Annotated in this window: 16 protein-coding genes; 3 read left to right on the top strand and 13 right to left on the bottom strand. The window is 40.3% G+C overall.

Annotation, left to right across the window (positions count from 1 at the left end):
* The first annotated feature begins 41 nt into the window (after positions 1-41).
* Complete coding sequence (locus FFS26_RS03885; RefSeq protein ID WP_137904339.1) at positions 42-638, top strand: hypothetical protein; 597 nt, start codon at positions 42-44, stop codon at positions 636-638.
* 124 nt (positions 639-762) lie between these two features.
* On the opposite strand, the gene FFS26_RS03880 is transcribed toward FFS26_RS03885, so the two are convergent.
* The 6 genes from FFS26_RS03880 to FFS26_RS03855 are packed head-to-tail and all read right to left on the bottom strand — an operon-like array spanning position 763 to position 10,726.
* Complete coding sequence (locus FFS26_RS03880) at positions 763-2,796, bottom strand: alpha-glucuronidase (protein WP_137904338.1); 2,034 nt, start codon at positions 2,794-2,796, stop codon at positions 763-765.
* 27 nt (positions 2,797-2,823) lie between these two features.
* Positions 2,824-3,798 carry a glycoside hydrolase family 43 protein gene (locus FFS26_RS03875; protein WP_137904337.1) on the bottom strand — a complete coding sequence of 325 codons (975 nt, stop codon included), beginning with the start codon at positions 3,796-3,798 and terminating at the stop codon, positions 2,824-2,826.
* A 21-nt stretch (positions 3,799-3,819) separates the two neighbouring features.
* The gene (locus FFS26_RS03870; RefSeq protein WP_137904336.1) at positions 3,820-4,929 is read right to left on the bottom strand and encodes an endo-1,4-beta-xylanase; all 1,110 of its coding nucleotides are present in this window, start codon (positions 4,927-4,929) and stop codon (positions 3,820-3,822) included.
* 10 nt (positions 4,930-4,939) lie between these two features.
* Complete coding sequence (locus FFS26_RS03865) at positions 4,940-6,385, bottom strand: MFS transporter (protein WP_137904335.1); 1,446 nt, start codon at positions 6,383-6,385, stop codon at positions 4,940-4,942.
* Positions 6,386-6,413: 28 nt separating this feature from the next.
* Positions 6,414-8,318, bottom strand: coding sequence for a sialate O-acetylesterase (locus tag FFS26_RS03860; RefSeq protein ID WP_137904334.1), 1,905 nt, complete (start codon positions 8,316-8,318; stop codon positions 6,414-6,416).
* 32 nt (positions 8,319-8,350) lie between these two features.
* Positions 8,351-10,726 carry a glycoside hydrolase family 127 protein gene (locus FFS26_RS03855; RefSeq protein WP_137904333.1) on the bottom strand — a complete coding sequence of 792 codons (2,376 nt, stop codon included), beginning with the start codon at positions 10,724-10,726 and terminating at the stop codon, positions 8,351-8,353.
* 514 nt (positions 10,727-11,240) lie between these two features.
* On the opposite strand from FFS26_RS03855, the gene FFS26_RS03850 reads away from it, so the two are divergent.
* The gene (locus FFS26_RS03850) at positions 11,241-11,927 is read left to right on the top strand and encodes an NUDIX hydrolase (protein WP_137904332.1); all 687 of its coding nucleotides are present in this window, start codon (positions 11,241-11,243) and stop codon (positions 11,925-11,927) included.
* A 649-nt stretch (positions 11,928-12,576) separates the two neighbouring features.
* The gene (locus tag FFS26_RS03845; protein WP_137904331.1) at positions 12,577-14,298 is read left to right on the top strand and encodes an RICIN domain-containing protein; all 1,722 of its coding nucleotides are present in this window, start codon (positions 12,577-12,579) and stop codon (positions 14,296-14,298) included.
* 298 nt (positions 14,299-14,596) lie between these two features.
* On the opposite strand, the gene FFS26_RS03840 is transcribed toward FFS26_RS03845, so the two are convergent.
* The 7 genes from FFS26_RS03840 to FFS26_RS03810 form a co-directional block, all read right to left on the bottom strand.
* Entirely contained in the window at positions 14,597-16,324 is a 1,728-nt protein-coding gene (locus tag FFS26_RS03840) for a sodium:solute symporter family transporter (RefSeq protein ID WP_110009790.1), read from the bottom strand.
* A 3-nt stretch (positions 16,325-16,327) separates the two neighbouring features.
* Complete coding sequence (locus FFS26_RS03835; RefSeq protein WP_137904330.1) at positions 16,328-17,485, bottom strand: aldose epimerase family protein; 1,158 nt, start codon at positions 17,483-17,485, stop codon at positions 16,328-16,330.
* Positions 17,486-17,512: 27 nt separating this feature from the next.
* Complete coding sequence (gene araA / locus FFS26_RS03830) at positions 17,513-19,009, bottom strand: L-arabinose isomerase (RefSeq protein WP_137904329.1); 1,497 nt, start codon at positions 19,007-19,009, stop codon at positions 17,513-17,515.
* A 39-nt stretch (positions 19,010-19,048) separates the two neighbouring features.
* Positions 19,049-19,759, bottom strand: coding sequence for an L-ribulose-5-phosphate 4-epimerase (locus tag FFS26_RS03825; protein ID WP_062669853.1), 711 nt, complete (start codon positions 19,757-19,759; stop codon positions 19,049-19,051).
* 33 nt (positions 19,760-19,792) lie between these two features.
* Complete coding sequence (locus tag FFS26_RS03820; protein WP_137904328.1) at positions 19,793-21,493, bottom strand: ribulokinase; 1,701 nt, start codon at positions 21,491-21,493, stop codon at positions 19,793-19,795.
* Between the two features lie 128 nt (positions 21,494-21,621).
* A complete protein-coding gene (locus FFS26_RS03815; RefSeq protein ID WP_137904327.1) occupies positions 21,622-23,610 on the bottom strand; it encodes an alpha-L-arabinofuranosidase C-terminal domain-containing protein in 1,989 nt (662 codons plus the stop codon).
* 54 nt (positions 23,611-23,664) lie between these two features.
* Positions 23,665-26,298: a beta-glucosidase gene (locus FFS26_RS03810; protein WP_137904326.1), complete on the bottom strand. Its 2,634-nt coding sequence runs from the start codon at positions 26,296-26,298 to the stop codon at positions 23,665-23,667.
* Positions 26,299-26,653 lie beyond the last annotated feature (355 nt).

The following is a 26,653-nucleotide window of genomic DNA, read 5'->3' as shown; positions in this document are numbered from 1 at the left end:
CTGCCATAGCTTTGCAGTATTAATCCTAAAAGCCTTAACCCATGAGCACATTATTAAAAGCCGTATTTTTTGCAGGAGCCTTATTGTTCTCAGCAAATGTAATGAGTAAGGACAGAGATTTTTCCCTTTCCTTTGGAAACGTACAAGACAAAACCTTGAATTTTGAGCTTTCAAATGCTAAAAGTGTTTCTGTTTTTGTTTATAACACTGCACATGACGAACTATTTTCCGAAAATCTTGCCGATGGAGATCATGTAATCAAGACTTATGACTTCCAGAGTTTTACACCCGGAACGTATTATCTGGTAGCAGAATCAGAAGCAAAGATTGAAAAATACAAGATAAAAATTAATTCTGAGAATGTAATGGAGGTGGAAAAAACACCTGTAAGCGCTGTGTATAAGCCTGAATATACGATTTCCGGTCATATGGCCAAACTTCACATGTCTGATGTAAAAGGGCCGATAAGCATTTCAGTATATGATCTTTCCAATACAACATATTATACTTCGAACAAAAAATATGCTGACGGCAAAGTGGATATCACTTTTGATCTTGATCCTAAAACAGCAGATCAGTATATTATCCAGGTTGAAGAAAACGGAAATGTTTTTAATAAGATAATTTCTCTCCGATAAAACGGAATATATACAGATAGATTGACCTATCGATCATTCCAATTATTTTGGATTAAAATTTTACTTACAGTTTATTGTTTTGAGGCAGCTCCATTTCCTAACAGAAAAAGAGCTGCCTCATTTTTTAATTGTGATGGCCCATGTTCAGTTTAATCTTCTTCAGATCTTCCAGTTCGTGAACAGGACGTTCTATATCATACGGTATCGGCTTTTTGGAAAAAGTCTGGAAATACAACAGGCAGGCGTCTTTCCACCATACCGCATCTTTAGATTGAATTCTAAGTTTTGACTGAACATCGGCAAATCTCTGTTCATCAATATAAGGTTCCATTCTATCCCAGGTTTTCTGATAATCCCTTACTTTTTTTACTCCTGAATCATACGTATAGCACAGCTCATCCCATAGGGTTTTTCCATCTTTCATTGTATAATCCCACGGAACATGATGAAACCAAAGAATAAGATTCTCCGGGCAGATTGAGATATTTCCATACCTTTCATTCAGTGGCGGAAAATACTGTGAAACAGCATTACTTCCTGTTTTTGTCCTGTCAAAACCTACTCCTTTAGCATCAGCCTGATGGTAATAGACAGGTGACCAGTCCGGTCTTCCGCCTTTATAATCTCCCCACGGTTCAGGGCCGTAGTGATGTCCTCCCGCAAAGATATGATGAAGTCCTAAAGGCATCATATAATCCACAGCAGTTTCTCTGGAAGAAAGCATCATTTCTTTTACCGGATTCAGGAAGTTCTGATCGTCTGTGAAGGTCATTTTAATCCATTCATCTGCGATCTGCTCTGAGCTCAGCTCGTGATTCCATGCTAATCTCCCGAATGCATACCAGTTGGTCTGTGCAAAATGATGTCCGGTCCAGTTCGTGTCTTCCCCGATATTGGCAACGGCTGAAATGGCTGTCAATTTTGCAGGTCTTAAGGTGCCGTCTGTAATTTTAGCAATCGTGGACCCCTGTCCGTCAGAATAAGTGTCGCTATCCAATGTTTCTTTGAATAATGGAGCCAGGAAAACGAGATGATTTGAAAAGCCCAGATATTCCTGGGTGATCTGAAATTCCACCATTTCAGAAGTTTTTCTTAAAGCTCCGAAGAGTGGATTGAACGCTTCGCGAGGCTGAAAATCAACCGGACCATTTTTGATCTGAATAATCACATTATCCCTGAATTTACCGTCCAGAGGAACAAACTCAAGATAAGCCTGTTTGGCTCTGTCGTCTTTGCTCGGGCTGTAGACAAAGGCTCTCCACATGACGATCCCATTGTAAGGTTTCAGGGCATCGGCCATCATATTGGCTCCGTCTGCATGGGTTCTTCCATAATCCTGAGGACCCGGCTGCCCTTCGGAGTTGGCTTTCACCAAAAATCCGCCGAAATCGGGAATTAACCTGTAAATTTCAGCAGCTTTATCTTTCCACCATTTTTTTACGTCTTTACTCAACGGATCTGAATTTTGTAATCCGCCCAGCACTTTTGGTGAAGAAAAATTCACAGAAAGATATACCTTGATGCCATAAGGCCTGAAAATTTCAGCCAGAACCTTTACTTTTTTAAGATAATCTTCCCTAAGCATATTGGGTGATGCGTTCACATTATTCAAAACAACGGAATTAATTCCTACAGAAGCATTCGCTCTTGCATATTCTTCATAGCGCGGAGAAATTTTACCGGGTAAATCTTCCCATTTCCAGAGTGATCTTCCGGCGTATCCTCTTTCAATACTTCCATCCAGATTATCCCAATGATCCAGAACCCTTACATCGTATGATGGTTTTTCAACAGTATTTAAATGAGACAGGTCGGCTTTTGTCTGCTGTAATCTTAAAATATGATAGACTCCATACAACAGTCCTATTTCTTTACCTGCAGAAATAACAATTTTTTCAGGCGTGGAAACAATCCTGTAACCGTCTTTCAGGTTTTTTTCTTTGTTTTCGGTACGAAGTTCCACCGTCTGTCCCTGCCAGTGGCCGCTCAGCTCTTTTCTGGCAATATTCAGGGTTGGACTGCTGCCTTTGGAAATAATTTGATCTGCCGATATTCCGTTTTTTGCAGGAAACCGAAGCCAGAGCTGACTTCCGTCCTCCGCGAAAACCAGTAAAGGAAATATCAGAAAAAATAGAATATTGAATCTCAGATATCGCATTGAAAAATTTTAAATTATTAAATATGGCTATGACTGGTCATCAAGACCTTCAATCGTTTTGATTTTGCCTTCGTTATCGTATTCCAGTTCAATCACTTTCATGCTTCTCAGCCAGGTTTTACCGCCACTCGGAACAGAATCATGGAAAAAAAGATACCATTTCCCTTTAAACTCCACGATGCTGTGATGGGTAGTCCATCCTACCACCGGAGTAAGAATTTCTCCCTGAAAAGTAAACGGACCGTAAGGATTATCCCCGGTTGCATAGCAAATCAGGTGGGTGTCTCCTGTAGAATAAGAGAAATAATATTTACCATTATATTGATGCATCCATGATGCTTCAAAAAAACGGTGTTTGTCACCATGAAGCAGAGGTTTTCCGTTTTCATCAATGATGACAACGTCTTTAGGAGCTTCCGCAAATTCAAGCATATCATCGCTCAGCAGAGCCACCTTTGAGTGGATTGCAGGTTCATTATTTTCGGGAATTACAGCAGATTCAAGTGCTTTATTATCTCTGTAGCGCTGTAATTGTCCGCCCCAGATCCCTCCGAAATACATATAATATTTTCCTTTATCTTCAAAAATGCAGGGATCGATGCTGTAACTTCCCATCATCGGATGTTTTTCAGGGATGAAAGGTCCGTAAGGTTTGTCACTCACAGCAACCCCGATTCTGAAAATGTCATTCTGATCTTTCAGGGGAAAGTACATATAATACTTTCCGTCTTTAAAGGCAACATCGCAATCCCAAAGCTGTCTTCCCGCCCATGGAATATCTTTTACCGAAAGGACTACGCCATGATCTTTAATTTCTCCGCTGTCCACATCATCCATTGAGAAAACATGGTAATCATTCATGTCAAAATGGTCTCCGTTATCGTTTTCTTCAATTCCGCTTTCGCGGTCGTGAGAAGGATAGATATAGATTTTATCTTCAAAAACATGAACGGAAGGATCTGCCATATAATCTTCCGGGAATAAATATTTTGATTTTTTCATTAAGTAAAAATTCTATTGATTTTAATTTTTCTCTGCCAGTTTTATTATTTTTTGTACCACAGGTTTCTCCTGGTCTTTCCTATCAAACAGTAACGGGTAATCTGTTCTTCCTTTTACCGGGAAATCGTTTTTCCAGGACTGCTTATCGGTAACTCCCCATAAGGTTACTCTTCTTATTTTATCTTTATGTTGTAAGAACAAACCAAAGAAATCAAGGTAACGGTTTTCCCATTTCATTTCTACTTCTTTGGGAAGTCCTTTGGTGTAAGGATTCATTTCTTTCTGATAAGCAACGGTATCTGAAACATTGGCAGAACTGCCCCACGGAGAAGGCAGTGCACTAATTTCCAGCTCCGTAATATTGACTTTAACTCCGGCATTGGAATAGGCCAGAATTGCTTTTCCATATTCATCGATAGAAGGGTTATCCATTCCGACATGGGCCTGCATTCCTACTCCATCAATACGGATTCCTCTTGATTTAAGTTTTTCAACCATTGCAATGACTGTTTTTACCTTTTCAGGATACCATTCATTATAATCGTTGTAGTATAATTCTGCATTGGGATCGGCTTCCTGTGCATACTGAAATGCCAAAGGGATAAAATCTTCACCCAGGATTTCGTGAAATTTACTTTTTCTATAGGTTCCGTCTTCAAGAATGGCTTCATTCACCACATCCCATCCTTTTACTTTTCCTTTGTAACGGGAAACTACGGTTGTAATATGGTTTTTCATGCGTTGTTTCAACACTTCCGGAGAAACATCTTTTCCATTTTTATCTGTAAAAAACCATTTTGGAAGCTGGGAATGCCAAATTAACGTATGCCCGATGATGAACATATTGTTTCTCAACCCGAAATCAACAAATTTATCGGCATCATCAAAGAAGAACTTTCCTTCCTGAGGCTGCAGGAACATAGATTTCATACAGTTTTCAGCAACAACAGAGCTGAATTGTTTTTTGATAATCGCCACTGCTTTCTGATCTGTCCCGTCAATTTGGGGAAGGCTCATGGCAGTTCCGATATAGAATTTATCCTGAAATGCTTTTTTTAAAGTACCATCGGATTTCTGCGCCGACAGCCCGGAAGCGGTAAGAGCTGCCAAACCAATTAAAATACGTTTCATAGTAATTTTTTTATTTTCTTCTGTCAGCCAGATCTTTTTCAATCTGAACTTCCATTTTTTTATTGATTTTGTAAAATAAAAGCAGTCCGCAGGCAATGAAAAACGGAATGGACGGGAAGATACTCACAAGCATTTTCGCTCCTGCTGCCACTGTCTCAGGCTGAATCACCTGTTCGGTCCCGTGTACTGAAATGTATCCGTATTTTCCAATGATCAAAGCTACCAGAGAACTTCCGATGCTTAGACCTACTTTCAGTCCTACCATCATGGCAGAGAAAATAATAGCCGTTGCCCTGCGGTTGTTCTTCCATTCCGAATAATCGGCCACATCAGCAATCATTGCCCACAAAAGCGGCGTGCTGATTCCATAAAAGAATCCGTGTAAAATCTGTGACAGGAACATAATTCTAACTGCTTTTGGAGGATAAAATATAAAGAACAGGATAAACAATGTAGAAATGAATAATGAAGCAATAAAAGTATCTCTTTTTCCAAATCTGTCTGCCAGTTTTTTAGAGAAGGTAATGCCGACGATCATCATCACAATTCCTCCTGCATTAAATAATCCGAACCCGGCAGATTTCGGGTCTTCCCCAAAGAAATTCATCCCTGCAGAATTAAAAAATGCTGTAATAGGTGAAATAAAGTTCTTCAGGGCACTCTCATCTACATAGTTGTTAAAATAATATACATAAGATCCTCCTTTCATGGCCAGCGTGATGAATATAAATGCGGTCACGGTAAGCATAATAATCCATGGTCTGTTTTGAAATAAATCTTTTAAATCCTCTTTCAGACTTGATTTCTGCTCCGGCTTGGGAATGATTCTTTCTTTGGTGGTAAAAAAGGTAATCAGTAACATGACGGATCCGATCACCGCCAGCCATGTCATAACGGTCTCGATCCCCTGCGCTTTATCTCCGTGTCCTACATATAGAATGATTGGCAACATAAATACCTGTACAAAGAACTGGGCAAACATCACCGCTACAAAACGGTACGAAGAAATACTGTTTCTTTCTCCCATATCTCCCGTGATAACACCGCTCAGAGCAGCATATGGTAAGTTATTGGAAGCATATAATAACAATAATAATGAATAGGTAACCGCAGCATAGATCATTTTACCCTGGTAGGAAAAGTGAGGCGTGCTGAAGGCCAAAAGTGCTGCAATACCAAGCGGAACAGCGGTAAATAAAATCCATGGACGGAATTTCCCCCATCGTGAGCTTGTACGGTCTGCCAGCGCTCCGATAAGCGGGTTAAAACCAAACCCGGCAATTAAACCTACCGTAAGGGTGATAACAGAAGCATCTTCTGCTTTGAGTCCGTAAATATCTGTATAAAAATAGGTCAGGTAGGTGACTAAGGTCTGAAAAACAAGGTTGGCTGCCAGATCTCCCAGGCTATACCCTACTTTTTCTATTACCGATATTTTTTGTGGCTGATGATCCATTGATTGTAATAAGGTTTTCTATGTTAAATTAATTTTTTTCTGTTGTAAAAGGTGAAGCCGGAAGTCCGCTTTTATTTTTAAGATTGCCGTCCGGGTTGTCTGCCCAGTCGTAGCGTACATTGACAGGGTTGGTGACCTGATCATTCCATACCCTAACTTTATTTCCTTTTGCTTCTGCTTTTGCCCATTGGTAGCTGCCATCTTTCTGCTGTATGGCAAAACCATTCAGTTCTCCCTGTATCAGATCGTCTGTTCCGGGTTTAAAGGATAGAATAATGGTTTTTCCTTCTGTCTTAATCGATTGATAAACGGGTCCGTCAGCTATGATTTTTTTGCCTTCCCCAATTTTCAGGGCCTGCAAAGCTAACCTGTCACCAACTGCTTTTTTATTGAGCGGATGAATATCATTCCATTCTCCCACATCAATCGTTACCGCAAGTCCTGAATAAGGAACATTAAGAGAAACCTGTCTCTGTTGTTCTCTCAGCTCGGCCCAGTTGCTTTCAATCGGTTCATCTTTTCTCTCCATGAAATTGGCCAGCTGCACAATGAAGAACGGCAGATCATTCTTATTCCATTTTGAGCGCCAGTCTGAGATCATTGTTGACAATAAATCTCCATATTCTTTTGGTTTTCCTGTATTGCTTTCACCCTGATACCAGATAAATCCTTTGATTTTATAATTGATCAGCGGATTAATCATGGCATTGTAAAGTCCCACAGGTTTCCAGCGGATAAATGTCTGTCCGGGAGCCATTTTTTCCATTTTTGCTCCTATTTTATATTTCCACTCGCCTTTAAGGTCTGTTTTTTGTCCGTCGATTTCCAGATAATACGGTTTATCAGCAATAAACTGTCCTTTTCCGTTGCCATTGATGACTCTTACGGTAATGATATTCTTTCCTTCTTTTAAAACACCTTTCGGAATGTCATACCATCTCGGCGGATATTCATAGGTTACATTTCCTACTTTAATCCCATTAATGTAAGTAATATCAGCATCTTTTATCCTTCCCAGATTGAGAAATGCTGTTTTCTGATCCACTCCTTTTGGAAGAATAATTTCTTTGCGGAACCATACCGAACCGTCAAACGAGCCTTCATGATCTTCCCATGAGCCTGGTACCATCATAGTTTTCCACCCGGAATCACTGGCGTTATCTTTTTCCCAGTGCTGGTTGAAACCGATATCGCTCTGATCCAGCTCTGCATACCAGGCTTTGCTTAATAATCTTTCCTGAGATTCTGTAGATTGTATCAGGTCATCGTTTTTCCATTTTTCTGCTTCAGCGAGATATTCCGGATATTTTTTCAGTGATTTTTCATCCATCCAGGCCTGAACCGGAGAACCTCCCAGACTGGTATGAATGATTCCTACAGGAACTTTGTTTTTTTCATTCAGTTCTTTCGCAAAAAAATAAGCAACGCCTGAAAAATCAAGAATAGTCTGAGGATTGGTACTTTCCCACTTCCCTCTGTCAAGATCATTTTGCGGAGCTTTAAAATTATATTTCTGCGGAACAGTGAAGAATCTTATATTCTGATTATTGGCGTTTTTAATTTCATTTTCATACAAAGGTGTCAGCCTGCGCATCGGAAGTTCCATATTGGATTGTCCTGAGGCTACCCATACATCACCAATAAGAATATCTTTAAGGGTGATCTCATTAATCATCATGGTATATGGACCTCCGGCATTAAGCTTTGGAATCATAAGAGACCAGTTTCCCCTTTGGTCTGCTGTGGCATTATAGGTTTTATTGATAAACTTAATTGTAATTTTTTCTCCTGCATCTGCATATCCCCAGATTTTAAGATCCTGATTTCTCTGAAGGATCATTCCGTCTGAAACCAATGCGGGAAGCCTTACCTTTGCATGAAAACTGCAAATAGCTGCAAGAAAAAATAATAAATATAAAGTTCTGTTCTTCATGGAAAAAATCTGTTTTTAATGTTGGTTCAGCTTTATTTCTTTTCGTAATTTTCTGTCAGTAAACGGACTTCAATGACTTTAGCGGTCATGAGTTTTTCGTCTGCAAGGAATTTTACACTAAGATTTTCTTTATTCTTTTCTGAATCCGGAATCGGAACAATCAGATATTGGAGTAAACTTCCGGATTTTCCTTCCAGATTTTGAGCCATGATTTTTTTACCGTTGATCTCAATATGCAGCGTACGGCTGGTATTCGCATCAAAGTACAGCAGGTAAAGGTATGAAGCATTTTTTCCGGTATTTTTCATCTGGTAACTGAACCAGCCTTTGGCATCACGGAAATGGCGGTCTTCCATATATCCCGTACCAGAGTCTTTGCTTTCTATAAAGTGATCTGATTCCGGCTGCTGTTCTCCCAATTGGATCTTGTCTGCTGTGATCATATCCAGCTTTCTGGTTTCTGCTTCTTCTTTTGCCCTTTGCTTCACAATATTTTCTATTCCGTTTTTGTCAGCCTGAGGCCAGTACAAAATATATCTTTCTGCCTGAATACTGTAAAACGGTACAAGATCTAAACCTTTCCCGAATTTTTCAGATGGATAAAGACCTGTAACGGTAAAGTTGAGCGGTTTATTGTTCAAAGGCGCAACATGACTGACAACTTCTGAAGAATTTCCGAGGATAACAGGAATTTCGTTTAAAGGAATCTGCGGACCATGAGCAATATGGCCTCCTCTGCTATCGTCCGCAAGAAGTCCCTGTTGGTTTTCGGTCCCGTATTTTGCGGCAAGCACCACAGGGCCGTATTTAAATGCATAATAACTGGAGCGGTCAGGCAGCTGTTCTGCGGAAAGATGCATAGGTAAAATCATTTTCACGACATCCCCTTTTTTCCATTTTTTAGTCAGCGTAAAATAACCGTCAGAACCTCGCTGTACTTTTTCCTGTTTTCCGTTGATCAGAATTTTTACTTCCGAAGGTGTAGTCCATTCGGGACATCTAAGTTTTACATCAAATTCTGATTTTCCTGCAGCATCAAAGATCAATGTTGTTTCAGGAACTTCCGGGAAGTTATTGACCTGGCGGAGCACTACTTTTTGCTGTTTCCATGTCAATGTGGAAGGGATAAATAAGTTCACATATAAATCCTTATCCGACCGGGCATAAATCATTTCTCCATATTTGGCATGGTTTTCCATTCCGGATCCTACACAGCACCAGAAGCTGGTCTGAGGCTGCGAATACACACGGTAATGTCCGGGACGCATTGGCGTAAAGTACACAAAGCCTCCCTGATCATGATTTTCTGTGGAAAGAATATGATTGTATAAAGCTTTTTCGTAATAATCTATATAATACGATTCGGGCTGCGTTGCATAAAGCTCTTTGGTAAGCTTCAGCATATTATAGGTATTGCAGGTTTCGGGACCTTCAATACTTTTTATCATGCTGCTGAAATCATTGACGGGGTTAAAATGCTCACTGACACTGTTACCTCCAATAACTGAAGATCTTTTCTCTGTAACGGTATGCCAGAAAAAATCAGCGGCATTACTCCAGGACGTATTATTCTCAAGATCGGCAATCCGTTTATAGCCGATTACTTTTGGAATCTGTGTATTGGCATGCAGTCCTGTAAATTTATCTTCTCCTGATAAAAGCGGTGTAAGAATAGCCTGATGGGAAAAACGGTGAGCCAGTTTGAGATATTTCCGGTCATGAGTGATATCGTAAACATCTGCAAAAACTTCGTTGAGCCCTCCATGTTCACTGCGCAGCATATCCTGTATCTGTTCATCAGAAAGGGTTGAAACTTCATTTGCCATCCAATCTGTAAGCTTTACAAGCATTGCCTTTGCTTTTTCATTTTTGGCATACCAATACGCATCGCGCAGCCCTGAGTACAGTTTGTGAATATTGTATAAAGGTACCCAGCGGTCGTTCAAACCGAAGCCTGAAGCGCGAATATTTCCCTGTTTTATTTCTTTCCAGATTTTTTTCCCGTTAGGAATCCCTGAAATGTATCCGTCCGGAGAGGTTTTCTGGCACCGTTCCAGTTCATTGATCATATAATCAATTCTCTGTTGTATCGCAGTATCTCCTGTAGAAGCATACATAAGGGATAATGCGGAAATATAATGTCCTCCTATGTGACCGTCCAGTCCTGTATTTTCCCAATTGGGATAATTATCTGCCCTGGGTTTCAACCCGGCTTCTTTAAGATAAGGAGCCAGCAGCCTGTCAGGTTCCATTGCCATGAGATATTGACGGTCTGCCATCATAGCTTTATTGAAAACACTCTCTGATAACTTTACAGTTTCCAAAGGGAAATAATGAATTTTCTTATTCATCTGCGCTGAGGCAAATGAAGCAAAACACAATAAAATAACCGAAAGTTTTGGGGTCATGGATAAATGTTAATTCAACATTTCTAAAATAACAGAAAGAATCTATATACGAAACATTTCCTGAGTCTGTTTGACTTATTTTTTCATTTAAAACTTTCAATAAAGCCCTGAAAACAACAAAAAACACACTACCTTATCATAAAAAATAAGATAATTAATTCACAGAAAAACAAAACCTTAAAACCATATGATTCCCTATGAAAATGAATTCAGAACATGTTTTGGCAAAAATTTCAAAGATATAGCAAATACCTTATCGTATTTTTAACGTTAAGTCCCTTTTCTTGACTATTATCAATCTTATTTTTAATTTTAACACAATTTTAACATTCAATTCATGTATGATTAACCTGATTTCAGGGATATTTTCCGGTTTTGATGGATGTTTCACCTCCCAAAATATCCTTTGGCTATAATTTTAATGAAATAAATCATTCAGATTAAAAAGTGTATGAATCACATTTATATAATATCATATTCATAAAAGCTTTACCTTTGTAGTAAAATATAAAAGATGACTGAGGATTACTCCCAATATCCCAAACACCTTGTTGCTGTTGACTGTATCATTTTCGGTTTTGACGGCGAAAATCTTAAAATCCTTTTGGTAAAAAGAAATTTTGAACCTCAAATGGGCGAATGGTCATTGATGGGTGGCTTCGTTGGCAGTGAGGAAACTTCTGATGAGGCGGCTAACAGAGTTCTGTGTACATTGACCGGTCTTGAAAATATATATCTTGAACAGCTGAAATGTTATACGGAAATTAACCGTGAGCCGACGGCCAGAATCATGTCTATCTCCTATTATGCACTGATCAATATTGAGAAAGATATCCAGATCAATGAGCAGTACAGTGCAAAATGGGTGGAACTTCAGAAAGCTCCTGACCTTATTTTCGATCATAACGAAATGGTAAAGGATGCTGTAGCAAGATTAAGAAGAAGAGCTTCCACAGGACCTATAGGATTTGAGCTTCTTCCTGAAAAGTTCACAATGAAAGATCTTCAGAATCTTTATGAAGCTATTTTTAATGAAAAATTTGACAAGCGGAATTTTACCAGCAAGATCAACAGTATGGATATCCTTGTGAATACGAATAAAAAGGATATGACTTCATCCAGAAAAGGGTCTTTTCTTTATCGTTTTGATGAAAAAAAATACAATAAAAAAATCTCACGGGGATTTATGTTTAAAATCTGACAGGCCAACCTGTTTAATTTTGGAAAAAGTATTCCAGAAAATTGATATTTTAGAATGATAGAAAATTCAGCATACTCTTATTAAAATCTCACTTTTGTGAGATTTTTTTTGTGTTCCTGGCGGAAATTTCAAGCAGGACAAACAGTTATTTGGTCTTTTTTCAGAATGATCGTAATAAAAATTTATGATAAGGTTTTTTCTTTTCTCCTACCACACAATGTATTATAATTATATGGTTTATAATCTTATTTATGATATGTAATTTTTTGTTAATTTTTAATAAAATATTGATTTATATTTAATATTATATGTATTTTTATACAAAACTAATAACCATATTTAACAACAACTCAAATTTTCACAAGCCCCGAACTTAAATTCTCGGGAACCAGAAAAAGAGAGAAAAAGAATTTCCAATTGCAAACTGAATAGAAATTGTTCCAGTATTCTACCTAAAACCGGTATTTAGGTAAGGAAATATGGAGACAAACAGGTTAAACGGTTTAGTCATCTGAAATCAATCCTTATTCAAATCTACCGTTAATAAAAATTAAGAAGTTTTACTTATCTGCGCAATACTCCTGCGCATTATGAAGAATCAAAATATTGACGGCTAAAAAATGAGACCAAACTTTAAATATATCAAATTATGAAAACAAACAAAATGTGGCTTTTTCTGGCCTTTCTGTTAATCATTCTTTCCAGCTGTTCTACGATGGATGAAAAAAATTTACTAGAAGAGCCTGACACCAACTTAAGTGCCGGCGCTAGCGCAAGAGCGTTGGCAGCAACACCAATGCTGCATGTTGGAGGCAGATACCTTAAAGATCCCTGTGACAATAATGTTGTCTTACATGGTGTTGCCATAACTCCCAGCCCCTGGTTCAATGGCTGTCAGTATGGGGCTAATTCCGGCTACTGTACCTGGGATAATTACAATGTACAGGGCGCACTGAACTATAATAAAGCTGTCATGAACAAGCTCACCAGTGCTGCTGATGGCTGGTATCTCAATTACATCCGCCTCCATATTGATCCGTATTGGACCAATGATCCCGGACCGGCTATCCCAGAGAACGATATCTCAAGATTCAATTATAACCGCCTGGTAACGTATACAGATCAGGTGATAATCCCGCTGATTAACCATGCCCGCAGCCTGGGAATGTATGTCATCCTACGTCCGCCAGGCGTATGTCCAAACCGTATTGCTGTGAACGATGCTTATCATAGCTATCTTAAAACCGTATGGACCTTTTTGTCGCAACATCCAGGGCTAAAGAACGCTGACAATGTGATGTTCGAATTAGCCAACGAACCTGTTGAGATTCTGGGCACAAATGGCACATGGGGATCGACAGGAAACGAGCACTTTGCAGCACTTAAAAACTTCTTCCAGCCATTAGTCAATATTATCCGTAACAACGGAGCCAATAATGTTTGCTGGATACCGGGCACAGGATGGCAATCACATTATCAAGGCTATGTCAATAACCAGATTACAGGTGGTAATATTGGTTATGCTGTTCATATCTATCCAGCTTACTGGGGCGGTCTCAGCAACTATCAAGCCTTTCAGAACGCATGGAATATCAACGTTAAACCGATTGCAGACATTGCACCGATTGCTATTACCGAGACCGACTGGGCACCGCAGGGCTATGGTACCTTCGGCATCGGTACAACAGGTACCGCAGGCGGAAGCGGATTTGGCGCCAATTTAAAATATATCGTGGATCAGTCAGGCAATGTAAGCTGGAATGTTCTTGCCCCGGATAATCTCCTCCACAAAGGCGATCCTAATGCAGGAACAGCCTACAACAACGATTGGGAAGCCTGCGCCGCACCAGTTAAACAGTGGTTCCAGCAATATGCATCCTCCAATTATCCTGTTGGAAACTGTAATACAAACAGCAGCCTGGTTAATAATGGTATTTACGAAATCGAGTTTCAGACCGATGCCAATAAAGTAGTTGATCTAAAATCCGGAGAGGATGCCAATGGCGCAGTGTTAAGACCATGGACAAGGAATGGTGCTGCTGCACAGCGCTGGGTTGCAATTGACGCCGGCAATGGTTACTGGCGTTTTGTATCCAAAGCGAGTGCAACCAATCGCTGCATTGACTTAGCCAGTAACAGCAATACACTAGGAACCTCGATCAGGCTTTGGCAGAACTATGGTAATGACGCACAAGCCTGGCAGGTAGTTGCTGTCTCCAATGGTTATTATAAAATCCTGTCCAAGGTGGACCCTGCACGTGGCTGGGATATTCCCAACTGTACCATGGATGGCAATTCAAACTTACACCTTTGGGATTACTACGGTACGTCATGTCAATTGTTCAAGTTTAAATATATTGGAATGAACTGATATTAATAAAAAAACAGGGTGCTTTTTAAGCATCCTGTTTTTTTATTGTATGTGAAAAGTCAATTTTGCTTCGCAAGTCAATGGTGAATTTTTAAAAATTGACAATAAAGCGAATTCACTATTGACCTTTCACTTTTAAAAAGTCAATTTGCTTCGCAGTCAATAATGAATTTCTAAAATTGACAGTGAAACGAATTCACTATTGACCATTCACTTTTAAAAAGTCAATTTTGCTTCGCAAGTCAATGGTGAATTTCTAAAATTGACAAGTGAAACGAATTCACTATTGACCATTCACTTACCAAAACCTTACATACAAGGCGGTCAGTAAAAGCAGCGTCATCACAATCAAAACTAATGTCCTGTTGTCTACTTTAAACATTGCTACATCAATGGCAAAGGCTTTAGGATTAATTTTCGGACCTGCAAAACTGATCAGAATCATCGCGATGATGGTGATAAAGAATGACCATCCCATATTGATCAGGAAAGGAATCTCGGTAATGGTATGCACTACTCCGTTCTCAAGCTTTTCATAAGTGAATGCGGTATACATCCAGGTTTCTTTCCCAAAAATTCCCACGGCAAAGCTGTTGAAGAAAATGGCAAGAACAAAACCTAAAATTACTCCTACCAAAGCGGCAGTTCCCGTTGTTCTTTTCCAGAACATTCCCAGAAGGAACATAGCAAAAACTCCCGGACTGATAAAGCCTGTATATTTCTGGATAAATGTGAAACCTCCTTCACCGCCAATTCCTAAAACGTCTGTCCAGGTAAAGGCCAATGCTGCCATCATAGCAATAATAATGACCCAACGGCCTGTTCTCACCATCTGGATTTCGGTGGCATCTGTTTTAAGGTATTTCTTATAGATATCCAGGGTAAAAATGGTTGAGATACTGTTCACTTTTCCTGCCAGTGAAGCCACAATCGCTGCCGTCAAAGCAGCAATGGCCAATCCTTTCAATCCTACTGGTAAGAATCCCAATATTGCAGAGTATGCTCCGTCTTTCACTCCATTGAATCCGGGAAGATGTCCCTTGGAATATAAAACATAAGCAGCGATTCCCGGAAGCATTACAATTACAGGCATAAATAGTTTCAGAAAACCTGCAAACAGAATTCCTGTTCTTGCCGTTTTCAGATCTGCCCCTAAAGCTCTCTGGGTGATGTACTGATTACAGCCCCAATAGTTCAGGTTAACAATCCACTGACCTGCAAAATACATGGCCAGACCTGGTAACACGACATATTTCTGCACCTCAAGGTTCTGAGGCATTGCCAAAGTAGTGGTCGTAGTCGTTGGTTTTTGAAGAATCAGCTTAAAGTGCTGCGGAGCCTCATTGATCAGGGTATTGAATCCTGCCAGCGCATTTCCTACAGCGGCTCCGTTGATTCTCTGGTCTACAATCTGCAACGCCATATAAACTGTCGCAAATCCACCGATAATAAGGACTGCCACCTGTATAACGTCTGTATATCCAATAACTTTCATTCCTCCCAGACCGATCAGAAGAGCCATAAGCAAAAGAGCAATCATAATACCGTGAAGATGTTCTCCTCCCAGTAAAGTATCGATGGCAAGAGCACCAAGGTAAAGAATGGAAGTAAGATTCACAATAACATACAGAAACAGCCAGAATACTGCCATGATGAGCGAAACAGATTTGTTATACCTTCTTTCCAGAAACTGGGGCATGGTATAAATCTTATTTTTAAGATAGATTGGAATAAACCAGACTGCGATAATGATCAGTGCAACGGCAGCAATCCATTCGTAAGCGGCAACAGCGATTCCGACAAAGAAACCCTCACCGCTCATTCCGATAAACTGCTCAGCGGAAATATTGGAGGCAATTAAGCTGGCTCCGATCGCCCACCAGGTCAAAGATCCTTCCGCAAGGAAATAATCCTTACTTCCTGTAGATTCAGACTTTTTCTTTTTATAGATCCATAATCCGTAAGAAGCTACCACTACAAAATAGATCAGGAATATGATGATATCAATAGTTGCTAATTTTCCCATAGTTTACTTTTTTACGGAGAATTTATAGATGGTTTTCGAGTGGTATTTCTGTCCGGGCTTCAATTCTGTAGAAGGAAAAGAAGGCTGGTTCGGTGAATCCGGGAAGTGTTGTGTCTCTAAGCAGAACCCTGTTCTGAATTCATTTTTACCTCCTGTTTTGGTATCAAACTTTCCGTCAAGAAAATTTCCGGAATAAAACTGCACACCGGGTTCATCTGTGAAGACTTCCATTAATCTTCCTGTTCCCTGGTGATACACTTTCGCGATACTTCTCAAACCTTTTCCATTCAAAATCCAGTTATGGTCATATCCTTTTCCTTTTTTCAACTGATCATCATCTGCACTGATATCTTTTCCAATCGGTTTTGATACCATGAAATCAAAAGGAGTTCCTTTTACTGCTTTCTGTTCTCCGGTAGGAATCAAGGTTTCATTCACTGGAAGAAAATGATCCGCATTGATCTGCAGTTCATGATCGGTAATCGTTTTTGAAAAATTTCCTGACAGGTTAAAATAGGAATGCTGGGTAAGATTCACCACTGTAGGCTTATCCGTCTCAGCCTCGTAAGAAATTTCCAAGGCATTGTCGTCTGTAAGCGTGTAAAAAACAGTTGTTGTTAATTTCCCCGGATATCCTTCCTCACCGTCTGCGCTGGTATAGGATAACTTCAATGTAGGAAATTTTGCATCTTTTACTGCTTCAATATTCCAGAATCTGGTATGAAATCCCTCCTTTCCTCCGTGAAGACTGTTGGGACCATCATTTTTGTTGATTTCATAGGTTTTGCCATCGAGTGTAAATTTGGCATTGGCAATTCTGTTGCCGTATCTTCCGATCAAAGCACCGAAATAATAAGGGTTTCCATCGAAATATCCTTCAGGTTTTGTAAAACCCAGAACCACGTCTTCATATTTCCCGTTCTTATCAGGAGCTGTTAAAGAAGTGATAATCCCGCCGAAGTTGATGACTTCAACTTTCATCCCGTTTTTATTGCTTAATGTGTATTTTTTAATAGAATCGCCTTTGGGCGTCACTCCATAGTCTGAAGTTTGAACATTCTCCATTTTTCCTGAAATATCCTGTTTGTTATTTTCTTTTCTGCAGCCGAAAATAATTAAAAATAATAAAATAAAAATGCCGTTATATGTTGTTTTTTTCATAATTATTTACATATTTTTTACAATTAATTAACGATAACACATTTCATTCCAACGAAGTGTATTTTTAAAATCACGCATTCTGGTATCTTCATCAATGACTAATGATTCAATTCCTGCTATTTCAGCAAAATCTTCCAGCTGTTCTGCCGAAATATTTTCACTGTAACATGTATGGTGTGCCCCTCCTGCCAGTATCCAGGCTTCTGCGGCTGTGTATAAATCAGGAAGAGGTTTCCATAAAACTCTTGCTACCGGAAGTTTTGGCAGCTCTTCTGTAATTTCCAATGCTCTGGTTTTGTTGATCAGAAGTCTGAAATGGTTTCCAAAATCCATCAGGGCAGCGTTCAGGGAATCAATATTTCCTCTGGAGTTAAAAACAAGACGAACGGGATCTGCTTTCCCTCCGATTCCTAACGGATGGATCTCACATGAAGGTTTCCCGGCTGCCAGCACAGGATCTACTTCCAGCATATGGGAGCCTAAAATAGAAGGATTGGAAGGATCTAAATGATAGGTATAATCTTCCATAAAGGCATTTCCTCCTTCAAGGCCCTGCCCCATTGTTTTCATGGCACGTACGAGTGCTGCGGTTTTCCAGTCTCCTTCGCCTGCAAATCCGTATCCTTTCTGCATCAGTCGCTGTACGGCAATTCCCGGCAGCTGCTCCAGCCCGTGAAGGTCTTCAAAAGTATCAGAGAATCCTTTAAATCCACCGTCTTTTAAAAACTTCTCAAGTCCTAATTCAATTTTTGCAGCGGTGTGCAGCGAACTTCTGTTGACTCCTCCCTCCAAAAGAGATGCTGCCATGTGATAAGAAGATTCATATTCTTCCATCAGGCTTTTTATTTCTCCTTCGCTTACTGAATTGATAACACCTACAAGATCACCGATTCCCCAGGTATTCACTGAAAAGCCGAACTGGGTTTCAGCTTCCACCTTATCGCCATCTGTAACGGCTACAAACCGCATATTATCACCGAAACGTGCAAATTTAGCGCCCTGCCAGTCGTCCCAGCCTGCAGCAACGCGGCTCCAGTCACCGATCTGTTTCTGAACTCTTTCTTCTGACCAGTGCCCTACCACGACTTTTCTGTTCTTTCGGAGTCTGCTTACCATGAAACCGAATTCACGGTCTCCGTGGGCCGCCTGGTTAAGGTTCATAAAATCCATATCCATGGTAGACCACGGAATATCTCTGTTGAATTGGGTATGCAGATGCAGAAGAGGTTTCTGTAAAATTTTTAATCCTCTGATCCACATTTTAGCGGGTGAAAAAGTATGCATCCACGTAATTACTCCTATACAGTTTTCTGCATGATTGGCTGCTGCAATGGTTTCAAATATCTCTTCGGTAGTTTTTACCGTTGGCTTTACAATGACTTTTACCGGAATGAAAGAAGATTTTTCAAGTTCTTCCCCAATTTTTTTTGAGTGGTCTGCTACCTGTGCCAGTGTTTCTGGCCCGTATAAATGCTGACTTCCTGTGATGAACCAGACTTCTTTGGTATTGAGAGGTGTTAACATAGTTTTGTTGATCGTTAATAGTTATTTATGTTGAAGTGTTTAGTGTTTAAATTCCTGTCCGTAATAGGCATTCTTGCCATGCTTACGTTCATAGTGTTTTTTGATGAGTGAGTCTTTCAGACGTTCCGCATCAGGATTGATCTGTCTGGTGAGATAAGCCATTTCGGCAATGGTTTCCAGCACTTTGCTGTTGTAAACAGCCTTCTCAGCATTTTTACCCCAGGTAAACGGGCCGTGATTGCCGATCAGAACCATTTCCACTTCTTCCGGAGAGAACTGTTTTTCTTTAAAGCATTCCAGAATCTGTATTCCTGTATTGTATTCGTAGTTTCCTTCGATCAGCTCATCCCGCATCGGTGGGGCGCAGGGAATATCCGTCGTAAGATGATCTGCATGGGTTGTCCCGAAAACAGGGATATCCAATTGTGCCTGTGCCCACGCCACGGAATAGATGGCATGCGTGTGGGAAATTCCACCGATATTTTCCCAGTTTTTGTACAGGTAAGCATGGGTCTTGGTATCGGAAGAAGGTCTGAGCCTGCCTTCAATGACATTGGCATCAAAGTCCAGAATCACCATATCTTCCGGCTTTAAAATGTCATAAGGGACACCGCTTGGTTTAATGGCAAAAATGCCTTTATCACGGTCTACAGCACTTACATTCCCGAAAGTATAGACCACCAGCTTCAGGGCATCCAGCTGCATATTCGCTTCATAACATTCTCTTTGGAGTTCTTTATAGGTATTCATTTTGAGTATCATTCAAAAGGTTAAAATGGAAAATCAGGAGTTCTGAAGTTCTTTCCTGTTGTTTTTCAGTTTGGTATTGTATTCTACAAAATCAGCGAGCTTCTGGTATTGCTGCATTAATTCTCTGTAGTGCTGTACTTCTTCCGCTTTCGGCTGATATTCCGCTTCAAATGCGGAGCCCATTTTCATGCTTGCTTCCTGAACGGTCGGATAAATTCCTGCAGATACAGCCGCATAAACAGCAGCCCCTAACGCGGGAGTCTGGTCCGAAGCGGCAACCACAATCGGCATATCCAGAACATTAGCAAGGGTCTGCATGATAAACGGTGATTTCCTTGCTACTCCTCCGATTCCGATCACTTTATTGATTTTCACCCCTTCCTCTTCAAAACGGTCAACGATCTTTTTAGCTCCGAAACAAATAGCATTGACTAAAGCTTTGAAAATATGAGGAGCTTTTGTTCCCAGAGAAAGCTGACTAATTGCTGCCTTAAGTTGCTGGTCCGCATCCGGTGTTCTTCTTCCGTTTACCCAGTCCAATGCAATCGGAACAGCATCTGAGAGAGGAATTTTTTCTGCTTCAAGGGTCAATTTTCTGATAAGTCCGGCCTCCATTTCTTCAGCGAGCTTTGTTTTCTGCTCCTCTGAAATACTTTCGGAATGCATCATCACCTGATGAACCGGCCACATCAGGATATCTTTATACCATGCCAGCACATCTCCAAAGGCAGACTGCCCTGCTTCAAGTCCTATCAATCCGGGAATTACGGAGCCGTCAACCTGACCGCAGATTCCTTTTACGGTTGTATCTCCGATAGCTTCCTGTGAGGCCACCATAATATCGCAGGTAGAAGTTCCCATGATCCTGATCAGGGTATTTTCTTCCACCCTAGCTCCTACTGCGCCTGAATGGGCATCAAAAGTTCCTACAGTAATAATGGTTTTGGTGGTAAGACCGGTTTTTGCGGCCCATTCTTCATTCAGGTAGCCGGCAATTTCATCTGAAGTATAGGTTTCCTTGTATAATCTTCCTCTGAGCGCTCCCAGAGAAGGATCAAGCCTGTTGAGGAATTCTTCGGAAGGCAGACCATCCCATGACTCATGCCACATGGCTTTGTGGCCAGCTGCACAACGGCTTCTTTTAAAGGTAGCCAGGTCTTTATGATCTGATAAAAGGAAAGTCAGATAATCACAGTGCTCCATCCAGCTATAAGCAGCATTTTTTACCCCTGCATCCACTCTGCTGATGTGCAGTATTTTGGCCCAGAACCATTCTGAAGAGTAAATACCGCCTTCATATTTTGTATAATCTTCACCACCCCAGGTTCTTGCAAGGGTATTGATTTCTTCAGCTTCGCGGATAGCGGTATGGTCTTTCCATAAAATCATCATGGCATTGGGGTTTTCCTCAAATCCCGGAACCAGTGCCAAGGCAATTCCGTCGCTTGTTACTGGTAACGGTGAAGAGCCTGTAGTATCAATACAAATACTTACGATCTGCTCTGCCGGTATTCCGCTTTCTCTTACAACTTCTGAAATAGTTTTTTCCAGACCTTCAATATGATCTGAAGGATGCTGTCTGAAACTGTTGGCTGAGGGATTACAAAATCGGCCTTCCTTCCATCTCTGGTAGTAGCTGACTGAAGAAGTTATTTCGGAACCGTTTTCAGTATCAATAAGGACGGCCCGTACGGAATCTGTACCGTAGTCCAGCCCGATAACATATTTTTTCATGGTGGTGAAACGTTTTTGATTATTGAGATTTTAAATTCTCCTGATGAGATAAAAACAAATATAAGATTCTATTTTAAATAAATGTAAAAAACACACTTATTTTTTATAACATACTATAAAACAGTTTTTTAAATTGTTTTCACCTTTAAAACAACCAAAGAATTGCCCGGAATTTCTGTTGAAATTTCACCTTTTTTAGCTTCTGAATTCTTCTCTTTGGGTTTCACAGGTTCAGCATCGAAATTATTTTCACTGGAAAGCTGCGGCGCAGACAGAAGAATTTTGGTTACTTTTTTACCGATTTTCAGAGTTCCGGGGTTGATATTTACTGTTTTAGCCTGAGTATCAGCATTGACGATTTTAATAATAATCTCATGAGTTTTTGCGTCTTTTACTGCTGTAGCGTATAATTTTTCCTGGCCAGATACTGCTTTTCCGTTGCTTTCTATTTTCAGTACATCCGTCCCTTTATTGTTGGAGAATAATTTCTGAACATAATAATTCGGTGTCGCGTAAGATTTCAGATTATTGAACCAGATGAGATCGGGCGTCCACTGCCAGCCGTCAGCATGGGCAAAAAGCGGTGCGTAAGAAGTCATATAAACCACATCTGCATTTCTTTCAAGACCGGTCATAAAAGCGGCTTCTGAAAGGGCCGTCAGCCAGTTATTTTTGTTATCAGGTTTTACCACTCCTACAGACTGGGCTGCATATTCCCCGGCAAAGACTTTTGGTCCGGAACGGTCGTACTGGTCATATCTTCCGGCATTTTTCATAAACCATTCGGGTGAGTTGTAATAATGTTCATCGACAATCTGCGCATTAAGCTGTTTCAGTTCTTTCCAGCCATATTCAAAGAACTCGCCGTCAGGTGATGGTCCGCTTCCAGAGATAATCTTAATGTCAGGATATTTTGTATGAATTGCTTTTTCAAAAACTTTATAGCGTTCAATATAATCCGCTCCCCACTGTTCATTTCCCACTCCGATAAATTTTAAATTAAAAGGCTTTGGATGTCCCATTTCAGCACGGATTTTACCCCATTTTGTGCCAGAACCTCCGTTGGCAAATTCAATCAGGTCCAGGGCATCCTGAACGTAGGGATCAAGGTCTTCCATTTTCACCAGTTCTGCGGTATTGAACTGGCAGGCCATCCCACAGCTTAGAATAGGAACAGGTTCTGCGCCCAGATCTTCGGAAAGCTGGAAATATTCAAAAAAACCTAATCCGAAAGACTGTCCGTAATCCGGTGTAAGACGATGCGGAAACCCTGTACTCCATTTATTGATAAGATATTCGCGGTCTGCTATATTTCCTATTGTTTTTTTCCACTGATAGCGTTCTGCCAAAGTTCTTCCTTCTACAATACAGCCTCCAGGAAATCTCAAAAATCCGGGCTGCAGATCATATAATTTCTGAACGAGGTCTTTTCGCAAACCTCCTTTTCTGCCTTTCCAGGTACTTTGAGGGAAAAGTGAGATCATATCCATATTCACAATGCCATTTCCGGTAAATGTAATTCGCAGTTTTGCTCTTTCTACAGTTTGGGGTGATTTGAAAACAGCTGTATATCTCTGCCAACCCTTTCCTTTGATGAGTGTGGAAACTGAAGAAATTTCCTTACCGTTTTCATCAACAAGACTTGCATTTACCGCAGCAATATTTCCTGAAACATTCTCCAGATCAAAGCTGAAATCATATTGTTCTCCCTGATGAAGACCTATTCCTCTGAATCCTTCATTCTCCAGAATATAATTTTTATCGTTCAGAACGGTAATTCTTGCGTAATTCTTATTGGTTTTGGCAGGATCGGAATAAATGGTCAGAAATCCAGAATCAAGGTTAGGAGAAAGTGTCTTTGTGTTGGGCTGTTTCCAGCCTGTAAATGGTTCGTCAAATTCAAAGCCGCGGTTTTTAATCAGTTCCGCATACAATCCGCCATCTGCTGCAAAATTGATGTCTTCAAAGAAAATCCCGTACATGGTGGGCTGTATTTTAACAGGTGTAGAGGTTTCTTTCAGATCCAGGTTATAGGTACGGCCCGTATTATTCTGAGCCGAAAAAAAAGCAGCACTGAGAGAGATCGCGATGGAAAATATTTTATTTTTTGTTGTCATAGATCGTTATATTTTGAAAGCTAAAGCATGTCTCAATTTGTCCTGAATCAATTTTTATTTTACTGTTAACGGAATCCTTTTTAACCTCGCATCATCAGAAGTTCCGCCATAAAAAATGGTATACCCGCCGGGTTTTGAAACCAGATCATCTGCTTTTTCATCGTAGAACGCAAATGAGTCTTTAGAGAGGGTTAACTGAATATTTTTTGTTTCCTTGGATTTAATCAGAATTCTTTCAAAAGCCCTTAACGTTTTTACCGGTGCATGGGCATCATTATTTCTTTTGATATAGACCTGAACGACTTCTTCGCCATCCTTTTCTGAAACATTGGTTACCGGAATGGTGATCGTCACATTTTCGCTGGTACTGATCATATTTTTGCTCAGTTTTGAATCTCCGTAAACAAATTTGGAATAGCTCAGACCGTGCCCGAAAGGATAAAGAGGCTTTTCCGTCATATAACGGTACGTTCTCCCCTGCATATCATAATTTTCAAATCCTTCGTGCTTGCTTGTCTTTGAAAGGGAATTGTCCAGCTGTTCAATATTTTTATAAAAGGTAATGGATAATTTTCCGGAAGGATTATAATCACCTGCCAAAACATCTGCTACGGCTGTTCCTCCGGATTGTCCACCATACCAGGCATTCAACAGGGCATCATAATTTTTTTCATCCTGTTCCAATCCCAGAGCACTTCCGGTACAAAGAACAAAAACAACAGGTTTTCCTGTTTTTCTAAGCTCCGCCAACAAGTCCCGCTGGACTTTAGGAAGGGCAATCGAAGTTTTGTCACCTCCTCTGAAGCCTTCTGCATTCACCATCATTTCTTCACCTTCCAGACTTGGTGAAAGTCCGCCTGCGAAGACAATGACATCTGCACTTTTCACTTTTTCTCTTACCGAAGCAAAATTAACAGGGTCTTTTCTATACACTTCAAAACTGATGCTTACATATTTTCCTTTTTGTGTATGACGCAGTTCTATCTGGTATTCTTTTCCTTTCTCCATTTTTACAGGAAACTCTGAAGGATGTCTTGCGTCAGGACCTTTTCTTGTTGCAATTTCTTTTCCGTCCACGAAAAGTGTATAAATATCGGAGGTGGAAGCAGAAAACACAACCTCTCCTGTATAAGTACTTTTGAAAACCCCTGAAATGATAGCCGAGGTATTTTCTCTTCCTACATTGGGTGCAAGCTGGGTTCCTCCAAAGCTGTTGTAGCTGATGGCAGTAGAATTTACGGAAGTATTGGCCGGCTGCCCTTTGAATTCATTATTATTGAAAAACTCTACTTTCATTCCTTTTGCGCCGTTTTTCTGACTGATAAAATTCTGGTATAATGACGTTCTGGAAGAAGAATCTGTTACTTCACTTCCTTTTTCGTAGATGATTTCAGCCTTCGGGAATTTGGTTTTGATTCCGTCCAAAATGGTTACAATGGAAGAAGGCGTTCCGTTATAATTTCCCAGCTGCATCAATCCGTCATCAGCGTTTGGTCCTACAACGGCAATTTTTTTAATATTTCTGCTGAGAGGCAGAATATTCTTTTCGTTTTTCATCAGCACAATTGATTTTTGTGCCATTTTCAGTGCTTGTTTCTTATGTTCTTCAGAATCGACTACAGCATATGGAATGGTATTCCAGTGAACGGAAGATTTCGGATCAAGCATTCCCAGCTCAAACCAGCCTTTAAGGATTCTGCGCATTGATGCATCGATATCCTTTTCGGTAATCAGTCCGCTGGCCAGAGATTTATTCAGATTGTTATAGGTATCTCCGCATTCCAGATCCGTGGAATGTTTCAGGGCATCTGCTGCGGTTGTTTTTTCATCAGGATGGGTGCCGTGGTATTTTTTCTGAAAGAAATCGGCCAGTGCCCAGCAGTCTGAGACTACCATTCCGTCATACTTCCATTTTCCACGGAGAATTTCAGTAAGTAAAGTATTGTTTGCACAACACGGCTGGCCATCAAAAGCATTGTAGGCGCACATTACTTCTCTTACATTCCCTTCCTGAACCAATGCTTTGAAAGCGGGAAGATACGTTTCATACAGATCTCTTTTTGAAATTTCTGCATTGTAGGAATGGCGATTCCATTCCGGTCCGCTGTGTACCGCAAAATGTTTGGCGCAGGCGTGGGTTTTAAAATATTTCGGGTCGTTTCCTTGCAGACCTTTTACTGCTGCAACACCCAGAACAGAGGTCAGATAAGGGTCTTCACCATAGGTTTCCTGGCCTCTTCCCCATCTTGGGTCACGGAAAATATTGATATTGGGTGTCCAGAAGGTCAGTCCTTCATAGCGTCCTGTTTTTAGAGCCTCATCAAAAGATCTGTTGTATTTTGCCCGTGCTTCATCAGAAATCATTTCAAAAGTTTTAAAATGCTCCGGAACATCCCATGTGGCTGCCATCCCGATCGCCTGAGGGAAAACAGTAGCTGTTCCTGCTCTGGCCACTCCGTGAAGTGCTTCATTCCACCATCCGTAGGCTGGAATTTCCAAACGGGGAACTGCCTGGGAATTATCCATCATCATTCCTATCTTTTCTTCTGTTGTCAGTAAAGTAAGAAGGTTCTCTATTCTTTCATTAACCGGAAGATCCGGGTTTCTGAATGGGTATTTATAATGGTTCTGGGCAAAAAGTAAAGGTGCTGCAAGGGTTGCACATAGGATTATTACAATTCTTTTCATAGTATATGGTTTCAATAAAGTCCTAAGACTTTGTGGATTCTGTAATTAATGATTTTCTAACCACAGATTTCACGGATTTTCACAGATGACTGCGCATATTTCTTTATAAGAATGGGGTTAGCAAAGTCCGAAAAATGGTTGTTGATTTTGTGATTAATGATTTTCAACCCACTGATTTTATAGATTTTTACAGATAATTATGTTTTCATTATTATTTTATACAAATTGCCAGTATTATTCAGCAACAATGCAATGAAAAACAAATATAACGTTCTATTTTAAATAAATGTAAATAATACACTTAAATTAAGAATAAATCCTACTTACTTTTGGTTTTCATCTACCAAATTGTGGA

Source organism: Chryseobacterium sp. 2VB, from assembly GCF_005503635.1.
GTDB lineage: Bacteria > Bacteroidota > Bacteroidia > Flavobacteriales > Weeksellaceae > Chryseobacterium > Chryseobacterium cupriresistens.
Note: the sequence above shows the minus strand (reverse complement) of the source record. Positions and strands in the feature narration are given on the sequence as shown.